Genomic DNA, 20,167 nt, shown 5'->3' with positions numbered 1-20,167 from the left:
ATGACACGAAACAGAACGGCGGGTCCGACCCGCCGCGAACTTTTTGAGGCGCAGCAGCGGCGGCGATCGATCCGGATCGCCGCGACCAGCACCGTTCTGGTCGTGTTGGCGCTGATCGTGCTGGTGCCGCTGGCACCGGGCTGGGCCAAGGTCCAGCAGAGCTTTTTCAACGGCGAGGTTCTGGTCAAGACCTTCCCGAAGCTGCTCGATGCCTTCAAGATCAACGTGATGATCTTTGCTTGGTCGGCGCCCGCGATCGCGGTGCTGGGGCTACTGATCGCGCTGGCCCGCGACACCAAATCGCCCGCTCTGTTCCCGTTGCGTATCTTCGGCGCGGCCTTCACCGACATATTCCGCGGCGTGCCTGTGATCCTGACCGTCTATCTGATCGGCTTCGGCATTCCCGGGCTGGGTCTGGCCCGGCCGTGGAACTCGCCCTATATCTGGGGATCGCTGGCGCTGATCCTGACCTATTCGGCCTATGTGGCCGAGATTTTCCGCTCGGGCATCGACAGCGTACACCACAGCCAGCGCGCCGCCGCCCTGTCGCTGGGCCTGACCGAAGGCCAGGTGATGCGCGACGTGGTGCTGCCACAAGCCGTCCGCAACGTCGTGCCCTCGCAGATGAACATGTTGATCGCGCTGCAAAAGGACGTGTCGCTTCTCAGTTTCATCGGCCCGGTCGAGATCTTCCGCCAGGCCGGCGTGTTCAAATCGCTGCTGGCCAATTTCACGCCTTATGTGGGCGCGGCGATCATTTTTCTGATCGTGACCATCCCGGCGACACGCTATGCCGACCACCTGATGGCCCGGCAGATGCGGGAGCGGCGCTGATGGCGAAACTGAACTTGCGCAACGTCGTCAAACGCTTTGGCGACCGCACCGTCTGCGACGGCATCGACCTGACCGTGGACGAGGGGCAGATGGTCTGCCTGATCGGCGCTTCGGGGGCGGGCAAATCCACCGTTCTGCGCTGTATCAACCTGCTCGAGCCGATCGAGGATGGTGAGATCCTGCTGGACGGGGTCGACATCTCGGTGCCCGGGCTGGATCCGCAATCGGTGCGCGCCCGCATCGGCATCGTGTTCCAGAGCTTCAACCTGTTCCCGCACATGACGGCGCTGGACAACGTGATGTTGGCGCCGCGTCGCGTGCGCGGCCGCACGCGCGCCGAGCTGCTGCCCCAGATCGAAGAGATGTTCGAACGCTTCGGGCTGGCCGACCGGATGCACAACTATCCCGACCAACTATCTGGCGGGCAGCAGCAGCGCGTCGCCATCGTGCGCGCCCTGGCAATGCAGCCCGAGGTGATGCTGTTCGACGAGATCACCTCGGCCCTGGATCCGCAATTGGTGGGCGAGGTTCTGGACGTGCTGCTGATGCTCAAACAGCAGGGCATGACGATGGTGATGGCCACGCACGAGATGGGCTTTGCCCGGCAGGCCGCCGACAAGGTGTGTTTCCTTCAGACCGGCCGCATTATCGAGGAAGGCCCGCCCGAGCAGCTGTTCGACCACCCGCAGCAAGACGCCACACGGCAATTTCTGGCGCGCGCGCTCAAGTAAACGCCGGCGCCGGTTCAAAAATTGAACATTGCACGGACCGGACGCCAACTTCGTGCTAGAGTCCACCGAACTGCCATATGCTGCTGGAGGTTCGGAATGCGTCTTTCAACCCTGTCTGCCGTGTGCGTTGCTGCCGGTCTTACCCTCAGCAACATGGCTTTGGCCCAACAGGTCGCTGACACGATCTATACCGGTGGTCCGATTCTGACAATCGATGACGCCCGGCCCACGGTACAGGCGGTCGCGGTCAAGGATGGGCGGATCATCGCAGCAGGTGAACTGGCCGAGATGCGCAGCCATCAGGGCGACGACACGACGATCTTTGATCTGGACGGGCGCGCAATGTTGCCCGGCTTTGTCGACAGCCACGGTCACGTGGTCATGGGCGGTTTGCAAGCCTTGTCGGCGAACCTGCTGGCACCACCGGATGGCACGGTCACCGACATTGACAGCCTGCAGGCGGCGTTGTCCGCGTGGGCCGAGGCCAATAGCGACTCGGTCGAAGCGATGGGGATGATCATCGGCTTCGGCTATGACAACGCGCAACTGGCCGAGCTGCGCCACCCCACCCGTTCCGAACTGGACGCGGTATCGCGCGACGTTCCGATCATGATCATCCACCAATCCGGCCATCTAGGGGTCGGCAATTCCAAAGCGCTCGAATTGGCCGGGATCACCGCAGAAACCGAGAACCCGCCCGGAGGCGTGATCCGAAAGGACGATGCCGGCCAGCCAAATGGCGTGCTGGAGGAATACGCATTCTTCGGCGCCTTGGTGCCCCTGCTTGGCAGTGTCGGCGAAGACGGACTGCGGACTTTTGCGCGCGCCGGCAGCCGGATGTGGGCGCGCTTTGGCTACACCACCGCGCAAGAGGGGCGCTCCTCGGGCGCGGCAGTTCAGGCCCTGCGCCGGGTGGCCGCGGACGGCGACCTTCCGATCGACGTGGTGGCCTTTCCCGACGTTCTGGAATCGCGCGATTTCATCGCATCGGACGCGTCGCGCACCTATGCCGACCGGGTGCGAGTCGGCGGGTGCAAGCTGACAATCGACGGCTCGCCGCAAGGATTTACCGCGCTGCGGGATCGGCCCTACTACGATCCGGTCGGGGATTACCCGCCCGGCTATGCCGGCTACGCCGCCATCACGCGCGAGCAGTTGCAGGATTCGGTAAACTGGTGTTTTGAGAACGGTCTCCAGATCCTGACCCACTCCAATGGCGAGGGGGCCACGGACATGCTGATCGCCGCCATTGACGAGGCGCGGTTGACCTATGGCGATCCGGGCAATCGGCCTGTTCTGGTGCATGGTCAGTTCCTGCGCGAGGATCAGGTGGCCAGCCTCAAACGATTGGGCGTGTTCCCATCGCTGTTTCCGATGCACACCTTCTATTGGGGCGACTGGCACCGCGACCACACGGTCGGGCCGGTCAATGCCGACAACATCTCGCCCACCGGCTGGGTGACCGAGCGCGGCATGATGTTCGGTACGCATCACGACGCGCCTGTGGCATTTCCAGACAGCATGCGGGTCTTGGCAGCGACGGTTACCCGGCGCACCCGGTCGGGCGACATCCTGGGCCCGCATCAACGGGTCGATGTGATGACGGCGCTCAAGGCGATGACGATCTGGCCGGCATGGCAACACTTCGAAGAAGACCAGAAGGGCTCGATTGAGGTGGGCAAACTGGCCGATTTCGTGATCCTTTCGGACGACCCGACCGCGGTCGACCCCGAAACGCTGGCCCAGCTTCGTGTGGTGACCACCATCAAAGAGGATGCGGTGATCTTCGACGCCGAAACAACGGTCAAAGAGGGGCGACTGGACCGTCGCCCCCTTGCCCCCGACCCGGTGACGGCACATCTGCTGCTGCATGCGCTGTATCAGGGCATGGATGTCGAACGGCCTTGGCTGGCGGACTTCACGCAGCCCTCGACCGAATGAATCGGCTTTCTGAGGTGGGGCAATAGAGATACCGTCGCCACATGGTGCTTTTTCTGACCCTTGTTGCGACAATCGCCGGTCTGGTGGCCTGGTATTTCTGGTCGAAGTCCAGGGCTAGGGCCGCGCTGCTGCAAACACCGCTGAGCGATGAAGAGCGGCGGACCATCCACGCGACGGTGCCGATCCTCGAGCGGCTGCCTGCCAAGCTGCGCGCCACTTTGGAAGGCAAGATAAACCTGTTCCTGAACCAGGTCGATTTCATCGGCTGCGACGGGCTTGAGGTCACGGACGAAATGCGCCTGTCGATTGCCGCACAAGCCTGCCTTCTGGTCGTCAACTCGGACCAATGGTACGACAATCTGACGACGGTCCTGATCTATCCCAACGCCTTCAAGTCTCGCCAACAGCGGCACAGCGGCTATGTCGTGACCGAACAAGAGATCATCCGTACCGGCGAAAGCTGGGATCGGGGGCCGGTGATCCTGTCCTGGGCGCACAGCCGGCAGGGCGCGGCAAACGATCATGACGGGCACAACGTCGTGTTCCACGAATTTGCCCATCAGTTGGATGACTTGTCCGGCGGCACCAACGGCGTGCCCGTACTGGCCAAAGAGCAAAACTATGCCGGGTGGGAGCGTGTTTTTTTGGCGGCCTTCGACGCGCATGTGCAAGCGGTCGAGACGGGCCGGCGCACAGTGATCGACCCCTATGGTGCCACCGGACATGAAGAGTTCTTTGCCGTCACGGTCGAGCTGTTCTTTGAGCGGCCCAAGGCCTTGAAGCAGGTCGAACCGGCATTTTATTCGGAATTGCGCAAGTTCTTTCGCCTTGATCCTGCAAACTGGTCGTAGGATCGCCGGCCCAGATGACTCGGAATGCGGCGATCAGCCGGAAAAGGCGCGGCGCTCATCCGATTGCGTGGTCTTCAGCGCGCGGGTCAAGCAGATTGCGCCCATGCTAACCAGGACAAAGCAAGTTCCGGCGAGCATATAAACCAACAGTGCGGTCAGAACCGAATACCCGGACAACAGGGCGGCCACGGCCAGACCAAGGCTGAATATCATTGCCAATCCGACGATCCCCAACACTGTCCCAGTCCCTCCGGTCATGAATCGCGACCCGGTTGTGAGAGGACCAAGATGTCCACCACTCAAGCCGCAATTCGATTACGGTTTCAAATCATGGCAAAAGTTTGAACTGCCAAGGGTTAAAATTTGGTTAGCGGTTGCCTGTTTGCACCGATCCCATCACGCGAATCCATGAACTCTTGCGATATGGTACGGTGTGCGCTGCATGCCGGAACAAGTGTTGCAAGGGCAAGGCGTGAGGTGCAAATCGGTTCATTTGTGCAAGGTTTTGCCGATGGTCAACGGGCCGGGTGTCAGGCTTGGTCGACCTGCGACAGCAGCAGAACCCCTGCCATGACCAACCCGATGCCGGCGATTTTCTGAAGGCTCAGCGTTTCCGAAAACAGGACGTAGCCGACGACAAGAATACCAACCATCGCCAGCCCCGTGACGGCCGGATAGGCGATGCTCAACTCGATCCCGCGGATGGCGACGATGAAACTGCCCAGCAGAAGCAGCCCGCTGGCCAGCCCGGCCCACGCCCAAGGAGATGCCACCAAGGCGCGGATGTCAAACGGACCGGACAGCTGTTGAACGGCCAGTTTGAATGACACGTTGGTGCAGATGTTCGCGCAAACCGCAAGCAGCAAAGAAGACCAGTAGAGTGACATGTTCCTTCTCCTCGGTTGTCGGGTCCGTCACAGGCTGAGGTACTTGGCAGCCAGCGTGACCACCACGAAGGCTGCGCCGACCATCAGGCTGATGCGGTCGCGCAGCGCGAACAGAACCGGGTCGTCGGCCACCCGCCCGCGCCGCGCCCCGACCCAGATCCGGTTGCCCCAGTACAGCAGCAGAAGGCACAGCAGCCACAAGATTTCGGGGGTCCGGTAGATGGTCTGGACCTCGGGGCTGTTGATGTACAGCGCCAGAATGACCACCGCCGCGGTGATGTTTGCGACGCCCAGGCTGAACATCGTCTCGCTGTCGGCATGCGAATAGTCCCGGCCATGCACGGTGCTGTCATCGGCGGGGGCCGCGGCCACTTCGACATAGCGTTTCAGATAGCCCAAGCTGACAAAGATGAACATCGAGAAGGCCAGAAACCAGGACGACAGGACGATACCGGTGGCGGCCGAGCCCGCGATCACCCGCAATGTGTACAATGAGGCCAACACCATAACGTCCGCCGTGGCGATCTGCTTGACCCAAAAGGAATAGGCCATGGTGATGGCAAGGTAGGCGATCAGCACCAGGGTGAAATTGACCGGAAGGAAAACGACCGACAGTCCGAAAGCGACGATCGGCAGGGCGATGGCCCCGACCACGCCCGCCCGCAGCGAAAGGTCGCCCGAGGGCAGGGGACGGAACTGCTTGCTGGTATGCTGGCGGTCGGCCTGCAGATCGACAAGATCGTTCAGGAAATACACGCCCGATGCACAGAGGCTGAAGCAGATGAAGGCCAGCAGCGACGCCAGCACGCTCTCGATCGGCAGGTGCTGCTGTGACGTGAACAGAGGCGCAAAGATCAACGCGTTCTTGGCATATTGATGCGGACGCATCGATTTTAGGAATGCTCTCCAGCCGGGTGGCCGCGCGTTGACGACCATTTCGGCTTTGTCCGCCGCCCGTGCTGCATCCACATCCCGTGCCGGTGCATTCACCAAGATTTCGGTCTTGGCTGCGGCCCAGATCGGACGGTCCGCTGCGGTGTCACCTGCGTAGGTGAAGGGATCCTGTCCGGCCATATTCCGGATCGCGGCCAGTTTCCTGGCGCCTTTCAGGTTGTGCGTTGCGTCGGTGGCCAGGACCGTATCGAAAAGGCCCAGATGCTCGGCCACCGGTTCGGCAAAGGCCTTCGGCGCTGCCGTCGCCAGAACCAGCTGCCGGCCCTGGGCCTTTTGTTGCTTCAAATACGCCAACAGCGCCGTTTCGTAGGGCAGACCGGCCGGGTCGATCCGAACCTGCTGCGCGATGCGGGATTTGGCATAGGCGATGCCGCGAAACAGCCAGAGCACCAGCACAAATATGTTCAACGGGTTCTTCGTCAGAAACTGAACGATGGCCTCGACAAAAAGATCGGTCCTGACCAGCGTGCCATCCAGGTCGACGAAGATTCTTGCGGGCTTTTCACTCATCAACGGGTTCTTCTTTCGGTCCGGGCATCCTTGAAAGCGAACCTTGCCGACCTGCCGGACCTTCGCCCGGCAGGGCCGACACACGCGGTCTCAAAGCTTCACCAGGCGGCCACCGGCCACCTCAATTCCTTTCTTTGCAAAGACGTTGCGCGTGTCGAATATCATCGCGGCTTCGCGCGCCACCAGCGCATAGTCGGGCGCGCTGTGGTCGGTAATCACCGCCACCGCGCCATAGCGTTTCAGGTTTTCCGCCGTCAGAGGCATCGATTCCCGCCCGGCCAGATCCGGGTACTCGCCCCCTTCCGGCAGGCTGGGGAAGAACGGATCATGGTAATCGACCCGCGCGCCCAGCTTCTCCAGCTCTTGCAGCAGCACCAGCGCGGGGCTGCGGCGGGTATCCTCGACGTCGCGCTTGTAGGCGATGCCCATCAGCAGGATGCGTTGGCCGGCCAGAGGTTGGTCGGTGTCGGCCCTATCCGGCGCCAGCCGGTCGGCCATCCGGCGGGCCAGCGCGCTTGGCACGGCATCGTTGCTGGACCGGGCCAGGTTGATGATCGGCGTGTCGGATCCGGCATCGGCCGCGCGCCAGGCCAGATAGGCCGGCGAGACCGGGATGCAGGCGCCGCCGATCCCCGGACCGGGATAGAAGGGCATGAACCCGAAGGGCTTGGTGGCGGCGGCGTCGATCACTTCCCATACATCCACGCCCATTGCGTCCAATGCGGTCTTGAGTTCGTTCACGAGCGCGATGTTCACCGTCCGAAAGCTGTTTTCCACCAGCTTGACTGCCTCGGCGGTGGCGGCCGAACTGACCGGAACCGCGCGTGTCACAATGGCGCGATAGAACTCCTCGATCAGTTGCAGCGACAGCGGATCGTCGGCGCCGACAACCTTGGGAATGTTGTGGGTGTCGAACTTGTCATTGCCGGGGTCTTCGCGCTCGGGCGAGAAGCCCAGAAAGAAATCGACCCCCGCGCGCAGGCCGTCCGCTTCTAGCAGCGGCTGCACCAGCGTCGTGGTGGCGCCCGGCCAGACGCTGCTTTCCAATACCACCAGCTGTCCGGGCCGCAGATGCTGCGCGATGGTCTCGGCGGCGGCTGCGACAAAGCGCATGTCCGGGTCCTGGCTGTCGGTCAGCGGCGTGGGTACGCAGATCAGGATGATGTCGGCCTCGCTCAGGGCTGCCGCGTCCTGCGTTGCCCGGAACCGTCCGCTGTCCACGGCTTTGGCGATTCGGTCTGGTGCGAGGTAGGAGATGACCTGAGCACCTTGATTGATCCACGCGACCCGCTGCGGGTTCAGGTCGATTCCGGTGGTGTCAAAGCCTTTGTCATGGGCGGTCAGCGCCAGAGGCAGGCCGACATAGCCCAGCCCGACCACGGCGACCCGCGCCTCGCGCGCGGCGATGCGCTGTCTGAGGGTCTGGTGATGTGAGGTTTCGAGATTCATGATGTACCCTGATCATACAAACTGGAACTGAAATCAATTGCCGTCTTGGACCTAAACAAACCGCCCTCAACCACCGATACGGAGGATCGGGGCCGAAGCCAATAAAATAGTCTCGCCCGGGCAGGGCGCAGATTGAATGTTTCCAAATAGGGCGCAATGGGACCTATTGCCGTGGACTGTACTGTGACAGCTTGCGCAGTCGGACGATGCTGCAATTTTCCTATTTCCTACCCAGCGCCCGCTGAAACGACTGTTCGGCCATGGCCGCGCCCTTGTCCCACCCGAACCCTGACGCCCGGGCCAGCGCCTTGTTCGACAGGTCGTGTCGCAGGCCCGGATCGGACAGCAGGCGGATGGCCTGGTCCGCCAGCGCCCGGCTGGATGTCGGGTCGAAATACAGCCCGCTATCGCCGACCACCTCGGGCAGGCTGCCGCGATCCGAGGACAGGACGGGCGTTCCGCAGGACATCGCCTCGAGCGCGGGCAGGCCGAAACCCTCCCACAGCGAGGGAAATACCAGCGCGTCGGCGGCGTTCAGCAAGGCGGCCAGTTGGGTGTCGTCGATCTCTCCGGTAAACAGGATGTTTTCGGAACACGCGGCATTCGCGGCTGCACTGGCCTTGAGGTCTGCGACGTTGTCCCAGAACCGGGCCCCGGTCGTGCGCCCGACGATGGCCAACCGCGTGTCGGGAAACGTGGCGACGATGCGCGGCATCGCCTCGATCAGGCGCAGCACGTTCTTGTGCCGGTTGAACCCGCCCACATAGACCAGAAGCGGCGCGTCCGGCGGGATGCCATGGCTTTGCCGGACACGGTCCAGCTGCGACTGGTCCCGAGCGGGGGCAAAGATCGGCTCGGCCCCTTCGGTGATCGTGTCGATCTTGCCGCGGGGAATGCGCAGGATGGCCGCCAGATCGGTTGCCGAGGCCTCGGAGATCGTCATCACCCGCGTCGCCTGTTTTTTGGCCAGCCAGCATTTGGCCTGCCACAGGCGGAAGTTCAGCTTTCGGGGAAAGATCAGGTCGGGAAACCGCTCGGGGATCGTGTCGTGAAAGCACACCACGCTGGGTCGCCGCGCAAGCAGGGGAAAATAGGAATAAACCGCCGGATAGAAGAACAGGTCGCACTGAATCTGCCTGGCGGCCCGCGCCATCGTCATCAGGTCGGCGCCTTTGCGGGCCCGCGCGCCTGAAGAGGCCTCGGACATCGAAGCCCCGGACCCGGCGACCCGTATCTCGACCCCGTCCGGCACCACACGCGTGGGGGGTTGATCGAACAGCAGCGTGTACCGGTACCCCGTGTCCCGGCTGACCAGCGCGTGGATCAGGTTGCGGGTGAAGCGGCCAAACCCGCGTTCGTTTTCCCACGATGTTGCGTCAACGGCGATATGTGTCAAAACCCAGAAACCTCGAAACAAGAAACACTGAAAAAACCGTCAATTACGGGGCGCCGTGGCGCGATTGAAGATAGGTGCGTGTGGCGTCGAGCCCGGCGGGCAAATCGTATTCAGGCCGATAGCCCAGGCGCGCGCGGGCGAGGTCGATCCGGCAGACCCCATGTGCCGCGAACAGTTCGAGCATGGCGTGGTCGGGAAAGACCTCGGCCGGACCGGGCAAGCGGCGCTTCAACTCGTGAACCATGGTTTCGAACTTCTCGCGACCGATCAGGCTGCGGGCGGCGGCGCTGACGCGCGCGGCCAGAGCTGGCCGGTCGGGCGGGGCGTCCTCCGATGGCGCGGGCAGCCGGGCCTGCAGCGCGGCCAGTGGGGAATGGCGCACCTGACCCCGCCCGATGATCCGGGCATAGCCAAGCAGCAGGTCCGACCAGGCGAAAGGTGCCGCGCCGGAAATGATGAAACGCTCGCGGTCCAGATCCGGCAGGATCGCCGCGCGCAACAGAGCCTGCACCAGATCATCGACGAATACCCCGTTGCAGACACCTTCGGGATCGGGCAGGACCAACGTTCCACGCGCCAGCCAGTCGGCCAGCTGGTCGGTCCACATCCGGCTGTGCGGGCCATAGACCAGCGTCGGCTGCAGGATCGCCGCTGGGCAGTTCCCTTGCATCAAGGCCTGCTCCATGGCCTGCTTGGCTTGCCGATAGGCCGACCCGCCCGGCCTTTGCATGGGGCTGTTTTCATCCAAATCCTGATGTGGCCAGCCGTCGTGCACGACGATCGAGCTGACATGGACGATCCGGCCGACGCCCGCAGTTTCGGCGGCGGATCTGAGCACCTCGAAATCCGCAAGGTTTTGGGTTGCGGGTGCGCGCATGTCATACGCGAGGTGAAACAGCACCTGATGGCCGCGCAAGGCGGCCTGCATCAGAGGTCGGTCAGACAGGGCGCCCACCTCGACCCGGACCCCGAGCGCGGTAAGATCGCGCGTGCCGTGCCGGGTTCTGAGCAAAGCGGTGACGTTTGCCCCGGCCTGGGTCAGCTGTTCCAGCAGCCGCCGACCGACGAACCCCGTGGCACCGGTGACAAAGACTGGGCGGCCAGCAAGGTCCTGCCATTGGGCTTGGTTCCCGGTGTGGGTCCGATCCGTCAAAACTCGATCCAAAGCAACATGTTGTCCGAGGTCAGCCTAGCGCAACGCGCTGGCCTGTGCTACTGCGCAGGAAAGGAATGTTGGATTGGAGCGCGGGTTTTGCGCCGGGCCACCGCCGGATCCGCGATTGAAGGACCGAGCACCGTAAGGGGCCGTTCCCAAGGTTGATTGTCGTGTGCGCCGGACCGGTGCGGTCGAGCGAAAGTATTGAGTGAAGGAGTTGTTTCATGCGTATCGGGGTTGTCGGCGGGGCCGGGAAAATCGGGAAATTGCGGGTCGAGACCATCCAGGAGTGCCCGGACACGACGCTGGCGGCCGTCATGGATCTGTCGGAAGAGGGTGCCCGGGCCGTAGCCGGTGGGGCGCCGGTCTTCACCGACCTGGACCGGTTTCTGGACACCGATATGGATGCCGTCGTGGTCTCGACACCGCCGCACCTGCACGAGGCCCCCTGCCTGGGCGCGCTTGCGCGGGGGCGGCATGTGCTGGTCGAGAAACCGATGGCCAACTCGGTCGAGACCTGCCGCCGGATCCTGAAGGCGGCCGCAGCCGCGAACCGGGTCGTCGCGACCGGGTTCAACATGCGGTATTACCCGGCCTTCGCCTATGTAAAGGACGCCGTGACCAGCGGCCAGATCGGAACGCTGACCCATGTGCGGGCCTTCGGCGGCCATGACGGGCTAGCCCATTTCGCCCACGACTGGGAATACCGGACCCCGCTGGCGGGCGGCGGCGCGATGTGGGACATCGGGATTCACCTGACCGACCTGGTGCGGCATCTGTTGGGCGAGGTGACGTCGGTCTATGGCGTGGCCAGCGAGTCCGTCTGGAACTTGGCGGGGTCCGAGGACAATGCCATGGCGATCTTCCGCAATCCCGACGGGCTGGCCGCGATCTATCAGGCCACATGGGATGAATGGCGTGGATACGACTTTGTCATCGAGGCACATGGAACCCACGGGCTGGTGCGCGGGGCCTATGCGCCGATGAAGAACGTGCTGGTGACCCTGCCGGAACCGGGCGGAAAACCGGTCACGACCACCCGGCACTATTTCGACATCGCGGTCCGGGAAAAGCTGCGGTCGTGGAAATCGACGGCCAAGCTATCCTTCGCCGAGGAACTAAGGGATTTCCTGAAACTGTGCGACGGGGACCTGAGCGTCCGGATTGCCGACGGGAATGCCGGTCTGCGCGCGATCGAGATTGCCTTGGCGGTGGCCGAGAGCAGCCGCACCAACGCGCCGGTCGAGTTGCCCCGCTTGCTGCCCGAGCGTCCTTGACCGGGATCAGGCGTGGGCGGGTTCCGGCCCCTGCACATAGCCTGCAAGCTCGCCCAACGCCCACATCGTGACGATCAGAAAGATCAGGGGGGATGCTTTCCAGAAGTCGCGCAGATGTATCCGTTTCTTCCGCTGGGTTGAATAGTGCCGCGCAAACAGAACGAAGGGCAGCAAGGGGGTCACAGCGGCGCGAAAGACACGCTTGGCGGCCGAAATCTCGCCGGAATGTATCCGCGCGTATTTTCGCCCCCAATGAAACCACTCGACCGCCAGCAGATGTGTCGGGATGCGTGGCCGGAATTGCGTTGTGCGGGGGTGTTCTGACAGGACCAGCTTGTGACCAGCCGCCTGTAATGCCGCGTGGATCGAGGGTTCGTAGAACCGCTCTTTGTAGAGGGCCTGCAATTCATGCAGGGTATCGGCCCGGTAGCAGACGTTTGTTGCCGACAGAAAATCGGCCTCGGAGGTCGGGATCGGCGGCATGTAGCGGCTGAAGTCACAGATGTGAACCGCCCAATTCCACGCCGTGTCATGGCCGTTGTCCACGCATCCCCCCACTGCGGCCGCGCCGGTTTGCCGTTGCAGGTCGATGGCGGAGGCCACCCAGTCTTCCCGCGGGATGCCCCGGTCTTCGACCATGCCGATCAACCGGCCGCGCGCGGCCTTGACGCCCTCGGCGCGGCGAATGTCCCAGAACCGGTGCAGTTCGAGCGCGTTGCGCGGCACCTGGCCCCGGGCGACCACGCCCAGATCCAGAAACCGGAACTCGGGGAAATCGGTCTGCAGGTCGGCGGCTTCGCGCGATAGCTGGTCGTAGGGAATGATGACTTCGAACTGATGCGTGCCTGACTGGTTCCGCAGGGCGTTCAGACAGTTGCGCAGCGCAGCGCCTCCATCGACGATGGCGACGATCACGGACAATTCGGGTCGGGTCGGATCGGACATCGGCCGCTATCCCGCTAGCGGACCTTGGACAGGGACTGTCCGGCCCCGAACCAGTAACCCGAAATCTCACCCGCCCCCCAGGACAGCGCAAAAGGCACCAGAAGCGGCAGCGACCGAAGCAGCTGTGGCACATGCCTCTTCTTGGACAGGATGTTGCGGACCACCCGCGCAAAGACGACCGGCGGCAGGGCAAAGGCCAAACAACCCATCAGAGCGCGTTTCGTCGCGGGTTCGCCGCGGACCCGCGCCCCGGCGAAGCTTTTGGAGTAGAGATATCGCTGTGCCATATACAGCCCGAAGGTGTAGTGCATCTTGTGGCCGGCGACGATGTCGTTGCGCATGACCAGTTTCGCGCCTGCTTGGCGCATGTAATCATGTAGATGGTTTTCCCATTTGCCGTCGTCCAGCACCGCGTCGCATTTGCTCAGCACGTCGCGTCGATACACGGTGTTGTTGCCGGGCAGCCAATCACACGGTCCGTCGGCCAGCGGCGGCAGGACCGCGCTGTATTCACACAGGAACGCCGCCCAATCGATCAGCGAGTCGGTCGCCTCGTTGTCGACCGGCCCGGCAACCGCATCCGCGCCGGCGGCGATCTCTTCCAGCATCCGGGCCGTCCAATCCGGCGGGACGATGACGTGATCCTCGATCACGCCGACCGCATCCGCAGAGGCCGTCCGGATGCCAACTGCCCGCATCTGCGGGATCGTGGCTTCGGCGCCCACCGAGATGACATGAACGTCGGGAAATTCGGCCTGGACCTTCTGGGCAAAGCCGCAGCCCAGACGCTCGACCGCCAGGACCTCGGGTTTGGGGCCGGTCTGGTTGCGCAGCGCGGTCATGCAGCCTTGAAAATCGGAATAGGAATTGACGCAGGGTATGACGACCGAAATCTGATGTGGTTTCATGACTAAATCTCCAATCCTGATCGTAATGCAAAACCGGTCGTCTGCGCGCCCATAATCCGAAATATTGAATTTGAACGTGCTTGAACACAGCGATCAAAGGTCGGCTGGCCAACTGTCAAAAAAATTTGCCCATTGATTCAAAGGTGACCGGATTGTGGCATCAGTGGCAACAGTCCTGATTTGGGCTTCGCGGGCGAAACCGGCTTGGCCAATCCGTGCGGGGGCATGGATTTGGCCATCCGCCCTGATCTGACCCAGTCTGGGCCGCTGCGTTTTCAGCGGCCAGTCGTACAAAGGGCGCTGATATGCGTGGCGTCGCACAAGTGCTCTTGTTACACCTTCACTACCGAATGCAGTTGGAATGAACCATGCAGACAGAACCCGGAACGGATGTCCGCCAGCCCCTGCGCATCGCGCAAATGTGTACCGATTTCGGAATGGGTGGAATAGCACGCCATGCGCTGGACCTGAGCACTTGGCTGACGGGTCGCGGGCATGAAATCTATCTGGCCGGCAGCCCCGGAAACTGGGCGAACGAACAACTGAGCGATCGATTTCTGTCGGTTCCGACGCGCGGTGTTGCGGCGGATGGCGGGTCGGTTCTGCGGCGACTGTCAAACGCGGGGCGGGGCGCGCAGTCGCTGCGTTGCTGGTTGCGCGAGGCGAACGTCGACGTGATCCATGCGCATGAATCCGCTCCGGCCCTGGTGGCATTGCTGGCGCGGATGGGTCTGAACATTCCACTGGTCGTGACCTATCACGGCTCGGACCCCGACCGGATCAGGGGGTTCGGCGCCATTGCGCGCCATGCCGACCTGATCGTCACGCCCAGCCACCGCGCCGCCGAGGACCTTGTGGCGATCGGGGGTATTTCCAAGGGCAAGCTGAGGGTGATCGGCCTCGGGATCAAGCCGCCCCCCGTAGACCTGCCGGAAGACGTGGCCGCGTTGCGTGAACACCTGTTGCGCGGGGGCACGCGCCTGGTCGTGACCATCGCCCGGGTGGCGCATCAGAAAGGGATCGACATTCTGATCGAGTGTGTGGCGCGCCTGAAGGGCAGCCATCCCGAATACCGCTTCGTCGTGGTCGGCGATGGGCCGCTGGATCGCGAGATGCAGGCGTTGGCCACGGATCGCGGCCTGGACGGGTATCTGCAGTTCGTGGGGCGGACGGATGTTCCGTATCGGTATCTGCGGGCGGCGGATCTGATGCTTTTGACCTCGCGGTGGGAGGCCCTTCCGATCTCGATTGCCGAGTCGCTGCAGACCGGCACACCGATCGTCGCGACGGATTGTTCCGGGGTGCACGAACTGGTCGACGACACGGTCGGGGCCTGCGTTCCCATCGGTGATGTCGCGGCGATCATACAGGCGGTGACAGAGGTGCTGGAAGATGATGCGAAACGCGCGGCCATGGCGGCAAACGCGTTTCAGAGATCGAAAGCGTCCCGCTTTGACCCCGACCATATCAACCGGCAGATCGAAAGCCTGTATCTTGGGCTGCAGGAGCGGTAGGCCCGGTCGGTGGCGACTTGTGCCTTTCGATCGGGGCGGGGATCGTGTTTCATGCCCCGAAGGTGTTGGTTCTTGAGTATTGTGACATGCGTTCGTTGAAAATCCTGATGTTCACTACCTTCTATCCGCCCTATTCCTTCGGTGGCGACGCGGTGGGCATCCAGCGCATGGCACGGGCGCTTGTCGCGCGCGGGCATGACGTGACCGTGGTGCATGACGAGGACAGCTATCTGATCCTCGGCGGCAAGCCCCAACCCGAAGGCGACCCGGACGGAGTGCGCCGGATCGGACTGCGCAGTCGCTATGGCATGCTGTCGAACCTTCTGACCCAGCAGACCGGCCGCCCGGTGGTGCACGCGGGCCGCATTCGTCAGATTCTGGACCAGCAGCAGCCGGATATCATCTGGCACAACAACACCTCGCTCATCGGAGGGCCGGGCCTGCTACCGATGGGATCGGGCCTGAAGATCTATGAGGCGCATGAACACTGGCTGGTGTGTCCTACCCATGTCCTGTGGCGCCATGGGCGCGAGCTGTGCGACAAACGCCAGTGCCTGCGCTGTGTCCTCAGTTACAGGCGCCCACCACAGCTGTGGCGGTATACCGGGGCGCTGGACCGCGCCTTGGATCACATGGACCTGATCGTCGCAAAAAGCGAATTCAGCCGCGCCAAGCATCGCGAATTCGGGCTGCGCCACGATATGCAGGTGCTGCCGTATTTCCTGCCCGACCTGGACCCATCGGCGCTGCCCGAACCGGCCGTGCATGACCGCCCTTATTTTCTGTTCGTCGGTCGCCTGGAAAAGATCAAGGGCTTGCAGGACGTGTTCCCTGCCTTTGACCGATACCCCGATGCCGACCTGCTGATCCTGGGCGACGGCGACTATGCGCCCGAGCTGAAACGGCAGGCCGCGGACAACCCGCGGATCCGGTTCCTGGGCCGCAAGAAGCTGGATGAGCTCAATGCCTATTACCGGGGGGCGATCGGTCTGATCGTGCCCTCGGTGTGCTATGAAACCTTTGGCATCATCCTGATCGAGAGCTTCCGACTGGGAACGCCGGTGATTGCCCGGCGTCTGGGCCCCTTTCCTGAAATCGTCGAGCGGGCCGGAGGTGGGGCGCTGTTCGACACGCAAGAGGATCTGATCGCTGCCATGCGTGAACTGCAGCACGAGCCGGGGCGGCGCGACAGCCAGGGCCGTGCCGCGCGCGCCGCGTTTCTGGAAATCTGGCACGAAGACAAGGTTCTGGCCGCCTATGGTGCCGCACTGGCCCGCGCCGCGTACGGCAAGGGCGACCGGGTGCTGGCCGCCGCGCTCGAGGCCGGAGCATTTGAGACCGGCGCGCAGGCCTGACCGTCGGATCAGGGCGCACAGGACCCGATCCGGTGGGCGTTCGCCATGACCGAAAAGGTGATGGTCGTCGCTGGAATGCTGGGAAAGACCGAGGCATCGACGAGATGCACACGCGACAGACCGCGGGGCCGTCCCAGCGTATCCGCCTGCCCGGCTTCGGGCAGCTTGGCCATGGGCATCGACCCGCCGACGTGAAAGCTGGACCCCACGGCCCCCTGACGGCGGGCAAAGCCCAGCGGCAGCAACCCGGCCAGCCTCAGGACCTCCGCGATGCGCGCGGCGGCCTTGCCGGACACGGCGTCGGTTTCGTCATTGCCCGTTACCGTCGGGACAAGCCGCCCGTCCGAGGCAAGAGTCAGTCCGATCCGAGCCGAATGCGCCGAGTGCAGAAACACCTGGGCCACGATCAGCCGCCGCGCCAGCATGCGCCACAACGGCCCCGAGCCGGGAAGCCGGGCGCCGTAGTTGCGGATCAGGTCATGGGCGAAGAATTCGTTCCAGGTGTACAGTTGCGCATGGACCATATGGGGCGAGACGGCCGCGTCGTCCAGCTCGACGAAGATCTGCGGCAAAGTATGGAAGGGTCCGGCATCCGGGCGGCGGGGCAGGTGCCATCGGTGCAGACTGGGCAGAAAGAAATGCTGACTGTCCAGCAGGCGCAGGCTGGCGTCGGGAGCCGGAGAGGACAGCAGCAGAATGCGCGCGGTCTCGAGCACCCCGGCAGCGATGAAGACGCGGTCGGCCTGAATGGTCTCGCCCCCGTCGAGCGTGACCGTGACCGCATCGCCCTGTTCCTGAAACCGGTTCGCCAGCCCGATCCGGTACCGAAAGGCCGAATGGTGGCGCAGCCCCTCAAGCGTATGCGCGGCCGAATAGATCAGCCCCCAAGGACAACCATGCAGACATTGACCGCAATACCGGCACCCGGTCTCGACCGCCAGCCGCGACGCCCCGGCCCGGACACCCAGTTGGGCCAGATCGTCTTTTCGCAGTGTCAGCCTGTCGAGCACTCGTTGGGCTTGTACCGAGGGGGTCAGCGGGGTTCTCTCGTGCATCGAAAAGGACGGAAACAGGTCTTGCAGGGCGTCAGTCTGCCCGCTGATGGGCATGAAGGTGGCGACGGCGCGGTAATGGGGTGCCAGATCCTGATCGGTGATCGGCCAATCCTGCATGTCGGCCGCCCGGTTGGGCAGAACGGCAGAGCCCCACAGGTTCGACAGCCCGCCAGCCGCGTGCGACGCCCGCAATGCGACCGCGTCTGGATCGGTCAGCGTCATCGCGCCGGGTTCCATGGCGAAATCGGACCCAAACCGGCGAACCTGTCCCGCCGGGGTGTCGAATTGCGGAGCCTGCCAGGCCCGCCGGTCCTGCGGCGACCAGCTTTCGGGGTCGGTGGCGGCCAGACGGCCGCGCAGAGCCATCGCCGGCTCGTCGGGTCTGCGCCCGCCATCCAGCATCAAAACCCGGCGACCCCGGTCCAGAAGGGCCGAGGCGACCGACACGCCCGCCGGTCCGGATCCGATCACCAGATCGGTCACGGCGCGCGGCCCGCCCGGATCGCGACGGGGACGGTCATGTCGTCACTTGTCCCTGCATCTCGGCCACGATGTCGTCGATGATCTGCTGCAGCGTCCGCATCGGCCGGAACCCGGTCACGCGTTCAAGTTTGGTGACGTCCGGCAGCCGCCGCTGCATGTCCTCGAACCCTTCGGGATAGACCGTGTCATAGGGCACATGGCGGATCTCCGATCGGGATCCGGTCGTTCGGATGACCTGCTCGGCCAGCCTGCGGATCGTGACCTCCTGGTCGGTGCCGACATTGAAGACGTCTCCGCGGGCCTCGGGCAGGTGCATCAGGCGGCACATCGCCTCGACCACGTCGGCCACATGCCCGAAACAGCGCGACTGGTCGCCGGTTCCGTGTACCATCAGGGGGGCGCCGTCCAGCGCGGCCCGCACGAAATTGGGCAGAACCATTCCATAGCGCCCGGTCTGCCGCGGACCGGTCGTGTTGAAGAAGCGCAACACCGTGACCGGCAGCCCGGATTCACGTGCATGCGCCAGGGCCAGGAATTCATCCAGAGTCTTTGCGCAGGCATAGGACCAGCGCAGATTGCGGGTGGCGCCGATGGTCAGGTCGTCCTCTTCCTGGAACGGAAACTTGGTGCTTTTGCCATAGACCTCGGAACTGGATGCGATGAAGGTATGGGTCTTGTCGGTCAGCGCCGCATCCAGCACGTTTTCGGTGCCGGCAACATTGGTCAGGATCGACCGGCTGGGTTCGTCCATGATCAGTTTGACGCCGACCGCTGCCGCCAGGTGAAACACCACATCGGCCGGGCGCACCAGATCTGCAACCAGCTGCCGATCCAGAATGCTGCCCTCGACGAAGGAAAAATCGGGGTGCTTCGCCACCCCGGCCAGATTGGACATCAGCCCGGTCGACAGATCGTCGAGAACGGTCACCCGATGTCCTTCGTTGATCAGCCGTTCGGTCAGATGAGACCCTATGAACCCGGCGCCGCCGGTAATCAGAATGTGCATGTGTTCGTACCAGTCACTTACCAAGAACCAAATTCAACCTCTGCCGACCCGCGCTGATAAACCCGGCGCCGGCCGTCTTTGAAATTTACCACGGCTTTCCCCGAACCCGCGCCCGTAACCCGCGCAGGGCCTTGCGGACGGTCAGATAGGGGCTGCCGCGCCCCGCCAGATGCGCCCGCCACCGGGCGATGTCGGTGAAGTAATACATCTCGAGCCGGGGCAGATCGTGGATGTCATCCCCCGATCGGGCCACGCCCAGCCGGGTTCCGACCGCGCTATCATACCGCCGGGCGATCATCTGGCGGACGGTGGGGTTTGAGGCGCCGTAGGGCGGCGCGAAATGCCGGATCGGGCGGTGCAAGCGGGCCGAGATTTCAGCCCCGCTGGCCTCGATTTCGTGTTGGGCTGCCCCGGCGTCCAGTGCCGTCAGGTCCGGATGACTGATGCTGTGGGCGCCGAACTCCACGCCCTGATCGGCCAGGCTTTCGATCTGGTCCCATCGCATCAGCGGCCGGGGCGGGACATGCCCGCCGGCCCAGGAATCGGTGCCGCCGATCCGGCCCGAAGGCAGATAGACGATGGGCTGAAACCCATGGTCGCGCAGGATCGGCCAGGCGGTGTCGGCGAAATCGGCGAACCCGTCGTCAAAGGTTATGACGACCACGCGCGGGGCAGGGGGGGCGGCTAGGGCGTCAGGCGTCACCACCGGCAGGTCCGAGTCGGCCAGCGCCCGCATCTGTTCGGCAAAGATACGCGGCGCGATTGACGTCGGCCCGGGCGCGTCCGAAATCGCGTGATACATCAGGATATCGGCCTGCCAGTCGGACATGGCTCAGTCTTCCACCACATGCGAGGCGAAGACCTCGCGATACCGGTTCCATTTCGCGCGATCGACCCGGCCTGCATCGTCGATGC

The 20,167-nt window shown here is 63.6% G+C and carries 18 protein-coding genes; 7 read left to right on the top strand and 11 right to left on the bottom strand.

The features are described 5' to 3' along the window. The 4 genes from AC2FMM_RS16555 (at position 1) to AC2FMM_RS16540 (ending at position 4,357) form a co-directional block, all read left to right on the top strand. Positions 1-834, top strand: a complete 834-nt coding sequence (locus AC2FMM_RS16555; RefSeq protein ID WP_496713110.1) for an amino acid ABC transporter permease — start codon at positions 1-3, stop codon at positions 832-834. After that, positions 834-1,565 carry an amino acid ABC transporter ATP-binding protein gene (locus tag AC2FMM_RS16550; protein ID WP_496797156.1) on the top strand — a complete coding sequence of 244 codons (732 nt, stop codon included), beginning with the start codon at positions 834-836 and terminating at the stop codon, positions 1,563-1,565. The genes AC2FMM_RS16555 and AC2FMM_RS16550 overlap by 1 nt, the downstream gene beginning before the upstream one ends. A 96-nt stretch (positions 1,566-1,661) precedes the next feature. Beyond that, positions 1,662-3,506 carry an amidohydrolase gene (locus tag AC2FMM_RS16545; RefSeq protein WP_496797155.1) on the top strand — a complete coding sequence of 615 codons (1,845 nt, stop codon included), beginning with the start codon at positions 1,662-1,664 and terminating at the stop codon, positions 3,504-3,506. Positions 3,507-3,547: 41 nt separating this feature from the next. Then, entirely contained in the window at positions 3,548-4,357 is an 810-nt protein-coding gene (locus AC2FMM_RS16540; protein ID WP_496797154.1) for a M90 family metallopeptidase, read from the top strand. Between the two features lie 33 nt (positions 4,358-4,390). Here AC2FMM_RS16540 and AC2FMM_RS16535 read toward each other — a convergent pair whose 3' ends face one another. The 6 genes from AC2FMM_RS16535 to AC2FMM_RS16510 all read right to left on the bottom strand — a co-directional run bounded on the left by AC2FMM_RS16535 (position 4,391) and on the right by AC2FMM_RS16510 (position 10,706). Further along, positions 4,391-4,570, bottom strand: coding sequence for a hypothetical protein (locus AC2FMM_RS16535; RefSeq protein WP_496742955.1), 180 nt, complete (start codon positions 4,568-4,570; stop codon positions 4,391-4,393). Positions 4,571-4,887: 317 nt separating this feature from the next. Continuing rightward, positions 4,888-5,244 (bottom strand): DMT family transporter, encoded by a 357-nt coding sequence (locus AC2FMM_RS16530; RefSeq protein WP_496685616.1) that lies wholly within the window; start codon positions 5,242-5,244, stop codon positions 4,888-4,890. Between the two features lie 27 nt (positions 5,245-5,271). After that, entirely contained in the window at positions 5,272-6,708 is a 1,437-nt protein-coding gene (locus tag AC2FMM_RS16525; protein ID WP_496797153.1) for a UbiA family prenyltransferase, read from the bottom strand. Positions 6,709-6,798: 90 nt separating this feature from the next. Next, complete coding sequence (locus AC2FMM_RS16520) at positions 6,799-8,157, bottom strand: nucleotide sugar dehydrogenase (RefSeq protein ID WP_496797152.1); 1,359 nt, start codon at positions 8,155-8,157, stop codon at positions 6,799-6,801. A 220-nt stretch (positions 8,158-8,377) separates the two neighbouring features. Next, on the bottom strand, positions 8,378-9,553 hold the full coding sequence (locus AC2FMM_RS16515) for a glycosyltransferase family 4 protein (RefSeq protein ID WP_496797151.1): 1,176 nt from the start codon (positions 9,551-9,553) through the stop codon (positions 8,378-8,380). Between the two features lie 43 nt (positions 9,554-9,596). Then, positions 9,597-10,706: an NAD-dependent epimerase/dehydratase family protein gene (locus AC2FMM_RS16510; RefSeq protein WP_496797150.1), complete on the bottom strand. Its 1,110-nt coding sequence runs from the start codon at positions 10,704-10,706 to the stop codon at positions 9,597-9,599. A gap of 227 nt (positions 10,707-10,933) precedes the next feature. Here AC2FMM_RS16510 and AC2FMM_RS16505 point away from each other — a divergent pair, with 227 nt between their 5' ends. After that, positions 10,934-11,986: a Gfo/Idh/MocA family protein gene (locus tag AC2FMM_RS16505; protein ID WP_496797149.1), complete on the top strand. Its 1,053-nt coding sequence runs from the start codon at positions 10,934-10,936 to the stop codon at positions 11,984-11,986. Positions 11,987-11,992: 6 nt separating this feature from the next. On the opposite strand, the gene AC2FMM_RS16500 is transcribed toward AC2FMM_RS16505, so the two are convergent. Together AC2FMM_RS16500 and AC2FMM_RS16495 are read right to left on the bottom strand one after the other, a co-directional pair. Continuing rightward, positions 11,993-12,931 (bottom strand): hypothetical protein, encoded by a 939-nt coding sequence (locus tag AC2FMM_RS16500; RefSeq protein WP_496797148.1) that lies wholly within the window; start codon positions 12,929-12,931, stop codon positions 11,993-11,995. A 14-nt stretch (positions 12,932-12,945) separates the two neighbouring features. Continuing rightward, the gene (locus AC2FMM_RS16495) at positions 12,946-13,839 is read right to left on the bottom strand and encodes a glycosyltransferase family 2 protein (RefSeq protein ID WP_496742949.1); all 894 of its coding nucleotides are present in this window, start codon (positions 13,837-13,839) and stop codon (positions 12,946-12,948) included. 368 nt (positions 13,840-14,207) lie between these two features. On the opposite strand from AC2FMM_RS16495, the gene AC2FMM_RS16490 reads away from it, so the two are divergent. Next, the gene (locus AC2FMM_RS16490; RefSeq protein ID WP_496797147.1) at positions 14,208-15,353 is read left to right on the top strand and encodes a glycosyltransferase; all 1,146 of its coding nucleotides are present in this window, start codon (positions 14,208-14,210) and stop codon (positions 15,351-15,353) included. An 86-nt stretch (positions 15,354-15,439) separates the two neighbouring features. After that, a complete protein-coding gene (locus AC2FMM_RS16485; RefSeq protein ID WP_496797146.1) occupies positions 15,440-16,708 on the top strand; it encodes a glycosyltransferase family 4 protein in 1,269 nt (422 codons plus the stop codon). A gap of 8 nt (positions 16,709-16,716) precedes the next feature. Here the strand turns inward: AC2FMM_RS16485 and AC2FMM_RS16480 are convergent, their stop codons facing one another. The 3 genes from AC2FMM_RS16480 to AC2FMM_RS16470 form a co-directional block, all read right to left on the bottom strand. Beyond that, complete coding sequence (locus AC2FMM_RS16480) at positions 16,717-18,246, bottom strand: GMC oxidoreductase (RefSeq protein WP_496797145.1); 1,530 nt, start codon at positions 18,244-18,246, stop codon at positions 16,717-16,719. Between the two features lie 34 nt (positions 18,247-18,280). After that, entirely contained in the window at positions 18,281-19,252 is a 972-nt protein-coding gene (locus tag AC2FMM_RS16475) for an NAD-dependent epimerase/dehydratase family protein (RefSeq protein ID WP_496797144.1), read from the bottom strand. 85 nt (positions 19,253-19,337) lie between these two features. Further along, positions 19,338-20,081: a polysaccharide deacetylase family protein gene (locus AC2FMM_RS16470; protein ID WP_496797143.1), complete on the bottom strand. Its 744-nt coding sequence runs from the start codon at positions 20,079-20,081 to the stop codon at positions 19,338-19,340. Between the last annotated feature and the right edge of the window lie 86 nt (positions 20,082-20,167).

This window comes from Ruegeria sp. BHSC043, assembly GCF_059612985.1.
This window is presented reverse-complemented; position numbering and strand designations above follow the sequence as displayed.